The organism is Prevotella sp. oral taxon 317 str. F0108, from assembly GCF_000162415.1.
Classification (GTDB): domain Bacteria; phylum Bacteroidota; class Bacteroidia; order Bacteroidales; family Bacteroidaceae; genus Prevotella; species Prevotella conceptionensis.
The window spans coordinates 771,374-779,981 of record NZ_GG740073.1 but is presented as its reverse complement, the minus strand read 5'-3'; the positions used below and the strand labels follow the sequence as shown (position 1 = coordinate 779,981).

General features: G+C 48.4%; 3 protein-coding genes. All 3 read right to left on the bottom strand.

Annotated elements, in window-relative coordinates; all coding sequences use genetic code 11:
- Positions 1-2,059 precede the first annotated feature (2,059 nt).
- Positions 2,060-3,610: a RagB/SusD family nutrient uptake outer membrane protein gene (locus HMPREF0670_RS09505; protein ID WP_009230944.1), complete on the bottom strand. Its 1,551-nt coding sequence runs from the start codon at positions 3,608-3,610 to the stop codon at positions 2,060-2,062.
- Between the two features lie 29 nt (positions 3,611-3,639).
- Positions 3,640-6,927, bottom strand: coding sequence for a SusC/RagA family TonB-linked outer membrane protein (locus HMPREF0670_RS09500; RefSeq protein ID WP_009230943.1), 3,288 nt, complete (start codon positions 6,925-6,927; stop codon positions 3,640-3,642).
- A gap of 420 nt (positions 6,928-7,347) precedes the next feature.
- Entirely contained in the window at positions 7,348-8,193 is an 846-nt protein-coding gene (locus HMPREF0670_RS09495) for a hypothetical protein (protein WP_009230942.1), read from the bottom strand.
- Positions 8,194-8,608: the final 415 nt, after the last annotated feature.

The following is an 8,608-nucleotide window of genomic DNA, read 5'->3' as shown; positions in this document are numbered from 1 at the left end:
GATTGGTTTATGAATGAATGATGTTTTCGGAGGTCCTTTCAGTTCCCTGTCGTCATGCCGGCGTGAAAACAAAAAAGAGAAAACCTCAACAACTTCTTGAAGTCTTCCCTGTCGGCTGAAAAACAGTCTTGCCCTTGAAGGAAGAGGAAGATTTGCAATCTGTCGTATCCTGATAGCGAAGTTAGCGATTTAATTCCAAAACCGCAACAAATAAGGAGGAGAAAGTTCTCCTCTGTTAACGATATTTACACAAAGAACCCATTCCCCTTAAATTATATTTAATCCCGTTAGCGCAAACGTTCATGCGTGGAGGCATGCCCAACGTGCCGGAACTTGCACACGGCATTGTCGCTGCCGACAGGTGTTGGCTGTGCTATAAATATATGGAAGTTGTCTTGACTTTTAATGTTTCCATAAATTGGGAGAGGTTCATCGTCTTTGTGCTGTAAAGCCAAGATAAACGCCCTGCCCATGCACGAAGTACTTTACAAGGGCACTGCAATCTTTGAAATTCCAGTCCCTTTGTTTGTGGCAAAACCCGGTTGTGCCTTGAAAAGGGAATGAACTCATAAACTTGTCAAAAAGGAGCGACGGAGTTAAAGGGGTAAGGAGTGAGTGGTAAAGGAGTAAATAGTAGAGGAGTAAGGAGTTTTGCCAAATGTCTGTTTGCACTATGACACCAGCTCTTGTTTACTCGTTTACTTGTCAACTCGTCGACCTGTCAACTCACCAATCCGAATCTGTCAACTTTTCGGCGTAAATTTTAACATTAAGAGTGCCCTTTTTGTCCACCAACCGCCCACCTTGCCGCAAAAAATCGATTCTCGCGGAGGTTTGTTTTGATGCCCAGAGGGGTTAGTTGTGCACGCAAGCGAAATGAATATTTATTTAAACCAACCGCCAACAACCCCCGTTTTGGGGTGATTTGCAGCAAAATGTAGTGCGTTTTAGTGTAAAACGCGGTGCAATATGCCGCTAAACGCAGTGCGTTTTGGTACAAAATGCAAGGTGAAATGGTGCTAAATGCAGTGCGTTTTGGTGCTAAACGCAAGGTAAAATGCTGCTAAATGTGAGACGAAAAGCATAAATATCCGTTGAAAAGGTATAAACAAAACCTTCTCGAATCATGATATATATGGCCGAAAAGGGTGAAATAGTCGTCAAAAAGTGGGATTTTAGGGGTAAAAAGCGGGTAATTGGGCTTGAAAAATTATGAGTTGGCGACCAAAATAGAAAGGCAAAATGGTGCAAAATGCAGGCCCTTTTCTTGAAAGTAGACAAAGTAAAAGGCGCGAAAGGTTAGAAATGGTAGTCATTTGCCTACTTTTTAACCCATATTTTCGCTAGAACGGAGCGAAAATTAGAGTGATGTTGTAAAATAAAAAAACATAAATTCTAATCGGCCGTTGAGCTTTTTGAAAGTAAAGTGTAACGAAACGGCTCCCGTAATCGGCAGAGATATTCATGGAGGACCAATCACTTGCCAGCATACTTGCGGCTTAGTTCGCGCCGCTCGCTGCTGGGATATTCATGTAGGCCCAATCATTTGCCAGCATACTTACGGCTTAGTTCGCGCCACTCGCTGCTGGGGTATTCATGGAGGAGCAATCATTTGCCAGCATACTTGCGGCTTAGTTCGCGCCGCTCGCTGTTGGGATGTTCGTGGAGGAGCAATCACTTGCCAGCATACTTGCGGCTTAGTTCGCGCCGCTCGCTGCTGGGATATTCATGGAGGACCAATCATTTGCTAGCACACTTGCGGCTTAGTTCGCGTCACTCGCTGCTGGAACATTCATGGAGGAGCAATCATTTGCTAGCATACTTGCGGCTTAGTTCGCGCCACTCGCTGCTGGGATATTCATGGAGGGCCAATCATTTGCCAGCATACTTGCGGCTTAGTTCGCCCCACTCACTGCTGGGATATTCATGGAGGAGCAATCACTTGCCAGCATACTTTGCTTTTTCCAGCAAAAAGAAAGATAAGTTTCTTAATGACCGCTTTGGGATAAAAAGCCCCCAACCCCTCTCCAAGAGGAAAAGGGTTGGGGGTAGGCGTTTTTCACTCCTTGTTCGAAGTGATAAGCTTATTGTAATCAGTTTCGCGACTAGGAATAACCCATGTCCAGTTGTTTTTCTCGTTGGGCTTTATGGTAACGGCGAAAGCAGAGTGGAAACTGCCGCCATCGGCAAACGTACGCCTTACGATGGGCAAGTTCCAACGCTTATAGTCGAACCAGTCGAAACCCTCGCCCCATAGCTCGATACGACGATAGCGGCGCACTTCGGCCAACAGTTCGTCGCCCGTCTTGGTGCAGGTGTAGGCCGTATCGCGCCCCGAAGTTTTGTTCAGAGCCACAAGCAAGGCCTGCGCCTCAGCCTCTTTCCCCAGATGACAATTGGCCTCGGCCTCGGTAAGATACATTTCGGCCGCGCGGAACAAGGGAATCTCTCCCACCCCAGGATTACTTACGGCCTGCATCTTAAACTGCATATAGGCATAGATGCGGCTGGTGCTGTACAGTTTCTTTTTGTAAACGCGCTTTGCATAAGCGGTCATCCACTTACCTGCAAGTCCACTAGACGTGTTAAACGTCATTGTGTCGGGGTTGAGGAACATGGCGCGGCGCACATCGGTGGTAGGGATAGAGTCGTACAACGCTTTGCTGATGGCACAAGGATAGTTACGCGCAGCTGCTGCATTAGAATTGCTTCCTTGGAAGGCGAAGAACTGGAAATAATGCAACGTTTCTTGCGCATTGCTGTAAACACTCCAAATCCATTCTTTATTGGGCGCGTTAAAACCACCGTCAACGTATTGGGCGTTGTTCATCAGCGTGTAGTTAGCGCGTGCAGATGCAGCATGGCTGGCTGCCGTTGCCCAGTCTTCGCGCGTCAGTGCAGCCCTTGCATAGATGGCATGAGCCACGTCTGCATTTACGGCATAGTTCTCGTCTTCGGCCCTATTAAGCTTAGATTCGGCGTAAAGTGCCAGAGCATCGTCGAGGTCTTGATATATGCGCGCATAGGTTTCGGCCAATGTAGAAATCGCCATGTTGCCCGTACTCTCGTCTAAACGCAGCACAACGCCCCTACTAGCCCCGTTGTTGCTGTCGGCCCAACGCTTGGAATAGAGTTGTGACAGGCGGAAGAAACAATAAGCGCGGAACGTTAACGCCTGCGCTTTGAGGAAACGTTTCTCGTTGTCGGGACCTGTTGCCGCATCAACATGGCTGATAATGGCATTGGCATTGCCCAAAATCTTGTAGTAATAATACCAAGGATAATAGTCGTATATGCTGGTGGAGTTTTCAACGAAGTCGAGGTTGGTCATCTGTAACCATAACGTAAAGTCGCATTTTTGGAAATCATTTCCATGAAGATTGCCGTATTGGGTAAGTATTGTGCCCTCTCCGTTCATTCCCTGCGTTTTAAGATACTGGGTACTCATCATCTTGCTAAGGCCGTTAACAGCCATAGCGATGTTGCTTGTGTTAGAGAGAATCAGTCGTTTTTCGGCGTTGTTGCTCTCGGTATCGAGGTAATTTTCGCTGCATGCACCCAATGTAAGTGCTGCTAAAAGGGCGTAAACATATAATAATGTAGCTTTCATACGAATTGTTTTTATATGGGGGAAAAGAACTAGAACTTAACTTCGAGGCCCACGATGAACACGCGCGGCGTTACGGCATAGTTGTCGAGCATGCCGCTAAAAGCCTGCTGCGGATTAAGTCCGCGGCGCGAAGAAAGCGAGAGCAGGTTCTCGGCAGAGAAACTTAGGCGCACGTTGTCGAGGTCGATGGCGCGCACCCACTTTTGGGGTAGCTGGTAACTCAGGTTGACGTTTTTCACAACGAAATAGTTTCCGTTGGTTATCCATCGCGAAGAAACAGCATTGTTGTCCTTGTTTTTGCTGCTGTTTATCTGCGGTGTGCCACCATACCAAATACGATCGGCCGAGGTAGCGGTCATCCCCGCGGGAGTTTCGCGCCACGAGTTGAGGATGTCGGCACTGTAATTAGACGGACCAGTGCTGGTTGACATCAGCGACGAGTAAGTGCTGTCGTACACCTTACCGCCCAAAGCGTAGGTGCAAAGGGCAGAGAAGGCCAGCGACTTCCACTTCACCGTGGTGGTAAAGCTGCCGTACATCTTGGGAATGGCCGAGCCATGAAACTCGCGCTGAGCGTATGTGGTGCCGTTTACGAAGTACTGGCCGTTTATCTCGGTAACATTAGCGGTGATGTCTGTACCGCTGGTGTTGCCAACCACGGTGCCATCGGCGCGAGTATAGTAATTGTTGTCGGTGTTAATCTTGTAGAGCGAGTTACCCGTAAGTTGGTCTACACCCACAAATGTGTAGGTAAAGAACTCGTAACGGCTGCGGCCCTCCACGATTTTGTAAGCGCCAGAGAGTATGCCGTCCTTATTTTGTTCGGGCAAAGAGATGACCTTGTTCTTGATGAACGAGGCGTTGGTGGCGAAATTCACCGTCCAATTCTTGTTCTTATAGATGTCTACATCGGTGTTTATCTCGAAACCTTGGTTCTCAATTGTTCCCAGATTTCGCGTTATCGAAGGCAAGGACTCGTCTGAATCGGTGGCTCCTGCCGACTGCGGCATGTACACATCGAAGAGTAAGTCGCGGTTGCGGCGGTTGAAATACTCAACGCTGAGGTTCCATCTGTTGAACAGTCGTGCGTCGACGCCAAGGCCAAAGGATGCGCCCGTTTCCCATTTCAGCCCGTCGTTGCCTATCTGGGTGAGGTAGAATGCGCCCTTGCTGTTGTTTTGGGCGGCTCCGTAGAACGTTAGGTACGAGTACAAGCCCGACCCGGCATCGTTACCAACAAGTCCATAGTCGGCACGAAGTTTCAGGCTGTTCACCCATTTCACGGGTTTCATGAAGTTCTCGCGCGACACCATCCAGCTAGCGCCCACGCTACCGAAGTTGCCCCAACGCACAGCTCGTGCAAAGCGCGAAGAACCATCGCGGCGGAAAGAAACTTCTGCCGTGTACTTGTCGTCGTAGTTATAGCGCACGCGCCCCAAATAGCTTTCCGTGGCATAGTCTTCTTCGTAACCGCTAAGCGAGGTGATGGCACTGAAGTTAGAGAAGTTTTCTTGGCCAGGAACTTTAATGTTGGCCTTGCGCCCATGCGTGTATTTATGATACCAATAATAGTTTTCATGACCCAGCAAGGCACTAACGGTATGCTTGTCGAACTCGCGGTTCCAGTTTAGTTGTTGTTGGAAGTTGTATTCCCTATATCGGTCGAGCCTTTGGGTTGCGCGTCCGTTATTGCCTTTACCGTTACCAATGGTGGGGTTGTCGTAAGTGTCGTTTACGTTGTTGCGCATGCTGGTTTGCCCTTTAAGGGTAAAGGTAAAGTGCTTTAAGAACTTAAAATCGGTGTAGAACGTTGCCTCAAGCGTGTTGCGCACGGTTCTGTCTTTGTCCAATTCGTTCTCCCAAGCCACGTGGCGGTCGCCAAATTGGTTTCGGGTAAGCACCACTTGCCCGTTGTCGTCGGTGTAGCTGCCCGGGTCGTACTGCAAGTTGCCCAGCGCATCCGTTCGATACGAGCCGTCGGCATTGTGCAAATGCACGGGGTAGATGGGCGCAATGGTACGGCTAAACATGAAGGGATTTTTGAAACTTTCGGACCCATTGTCGGCCAAGTTGCTCTTTTGATACGACCCATTGAGGCTAAACCCAGTTGTGAACCACTTCTTTGGGCGCAAGTTCATGTTGGCCCGACCAGTGAGTCGTTTAAAATCGGAGCCTACAACGTAGCCGTTCTCTTTGAGATAGCCCACCGAGAAATAGTAATCGCTCTTCTCGTTGGCGGCATTGGCGCTAAGGCTGTACTCTTGACGTGCGCCTCGGCGTATGGTTGCATCGTACCAGTCGAGGTCGCCGGCATATCCTGGCAGGATTTGCGCATCGGCCACCAGCTTTCCGTTAGCGTCGAACAGGGCATCGTTGGCCTTATTAAAGATGTTGAGGTACAACGCATCGGCAATGAGGTTTTTCGAGGCATACTCGCCAGCCTCGGCAGCAGATGCCTTCTTATCGGTCATACGCGAGTTGCGCAGGTTTAGCCAACTCACTTCCATAAACTCACGCGGGTTGAGCAACTTGTATTCGGGAATGCCGCGCGTATATGTGCCCTGACTAACGCGGAGGTTAACAGACAACTTGTTGCTTTTGCCTTTTTTAGTGGTGATAAGTATCACGCCGTTAGATGCACGATTGCCATAGAGCGCACTCGATGCGGCATCCTTCAACACCGTCATGCTCTCGATGTCGGCAGGGTTTAGTTCGAAGATGTCGCCCGAAAAGGGTACGCCATCCAACACATACAGCGGAGCAGCACTGCCGTTCACGGTTCCGAAACCACGAATGCGTACAGCGGGGTTGCTGCCCGGTTGGCCGTAGGTGCTGTTTATCTGCACGCCCGACGTTGTTCCCTCCAATGCAGAGGTAACACTTGATACGGGGCGCAACTCGATATGCTCGGTGCCCACCTGCGACACGGCACCTGTAAGCGTGGACTTTTTGGCCGAACCATAGGCCACCTGCACCACTACCTCGTCTAACGAACGGGCGTCGGGTTCGAGATAGATGTTCATTTCGGGCTTGATGTTCACCGTTTGCGATTTCATTCCCACATACGATACCACCACGCTACGGGCAGAATTAGGCACGTTTGTTAACGTAAACTTGCCGTTGATGTCGGTTGCAGCACCAATTTTGGTGCCAGTGGCCATCACCGTTGCGCCCAAAATGGGTTCGCGATCGTCGGCCGTGAAAACATAACCTGTGACTGTTTGTTGTGCGAATGCACTGAGTGTGCAGATAACCAAAAGGGCCATCAGCAATACGTGTCGCTGTTTCATAAAGCGTGAGAAAAAATAATTGTACATTAAAATGTTGAATGCGTAACCGTTATCCAAATGTATTTGACGATGCGCCCCACTTAATAAAGGCGCAACAAAAAAGGGATTTGCCGTAAAAACGAATTTGTGTGTGGCAATCGCTTGCCTTTGAATTTAAATCATTTCCTATTCTGATAAAACATAAACTAACTGTTCGTAGCGGCTGCACGGTCACCTCTGATGAACCGTTGTTTGCAACATGGCATCGCTGAATGCAATTGGAGCCGCTCCGCTAACCCTAAATAAAATCGGGTGCAAAGGTATTAAAAAAAGTCTGGAACAAGCCTTATAAAGTTATATTTTTAATGTTTTAGGGGCTAAAAACAAGCTATTTGCTCGTTTTTAGCCCCTAAAAGCATCTTTATTCAATCTATATTGGGCGTTTTTTATGCCGCCTAAGGCTGCATGTTATTGGTTCTTTCGCCTATTGTGGTAACTAACCAGCCCAGGAATAATGTCTGTTTCGATACGGGCAGGCACAAAATTAAACTCGGAAGAAACCTCGCGCAGCAGGTGTTCCCACGTTGTGGCCACCTTACCCATAAAGTAAACGGGCTGCGATTGGAAGTCGTATTGTATCAGATTGCGGCGTATAAAACTGCGGAAACTCTCTGAAACGAGGTCGCGCACGTAGGGATGGCTGGGCCGTTCGGCCAAGAAGTTGCTCACCGTGGCCAGATAATAGTGCGGCAAGGGTTCGTTATACACCTTTTCCATCATCTCGGATGGCGTGGTATTGTTCTTATAAAGGAAGTCGACCACCAACTCTTCGGGTGCCAATCGTTTAAGCACGTCCGACAGGAACGCCTTTCCCATAGCCGACCCGCTGCCTTCGTCGCCAAGGATGAACCCACCCGGATGCACGTTCTTCACGATATCTTCGCCGTTGTAAAAGCACGAATTGCTGCCCGTATCAAGGATGCAGGCAATGCCGGGCTTGTCTAGACACATGCCGCGAGCAGCTGCCAGCAAGTCGCTCTCAACGAAAGTGGGCGTCTTGAACTGCGAAATGATAGACGTACTCACCACTTTCTTTTTCGATTCGTTGCTGCATCCCGCGCCATAATAATAAATTTTTTGCAGTTTTCTGTGAAAATACTCCTCAGGCAAGCCCAGCCTTACACTTCTACTAATTTCCTTTCGCGTTTGGAAATAGGGGTTAAGTCCCTCTGTTCTTGCCTTTTCCACAATCTTTCCATCCTCAACAAACACCCAGTCGGTGTGTCGCGAGCCGCTTACTACAATCAATGTCATCATATCTTTCGTGTCGTATATAGGTTTATAGCCATGCCCACGGCATGCGGTTCGTTTCTATTCTGAAAACACTTTTAGGTTTTATATGCACAAAGTTACAGTTTTATTTCCACCACACCATGCTTTTTTGTATAAAAAATGCAGGGTGAATGCAAACAAGCGGCATCGGGATGAGGGGCTGATATGAACAATAAAACGAAGGTTGGCTTTGATTTAAGGCAGGTTCAAAGAAATTAGCTTTGCAATGAATTGTGTGATAGACGAGTTTGAGCATACACATATCTAGCATCAGTACAAGATACTTGTAGTGCGACTACAAAAGACTTGTAGCCGCACCACAAATAGTTTTGTACGAACACCCCTTACGGCAAAATGCGGTTTACGAACGTTTTCGTTAAGCCAAATGAACAATGTT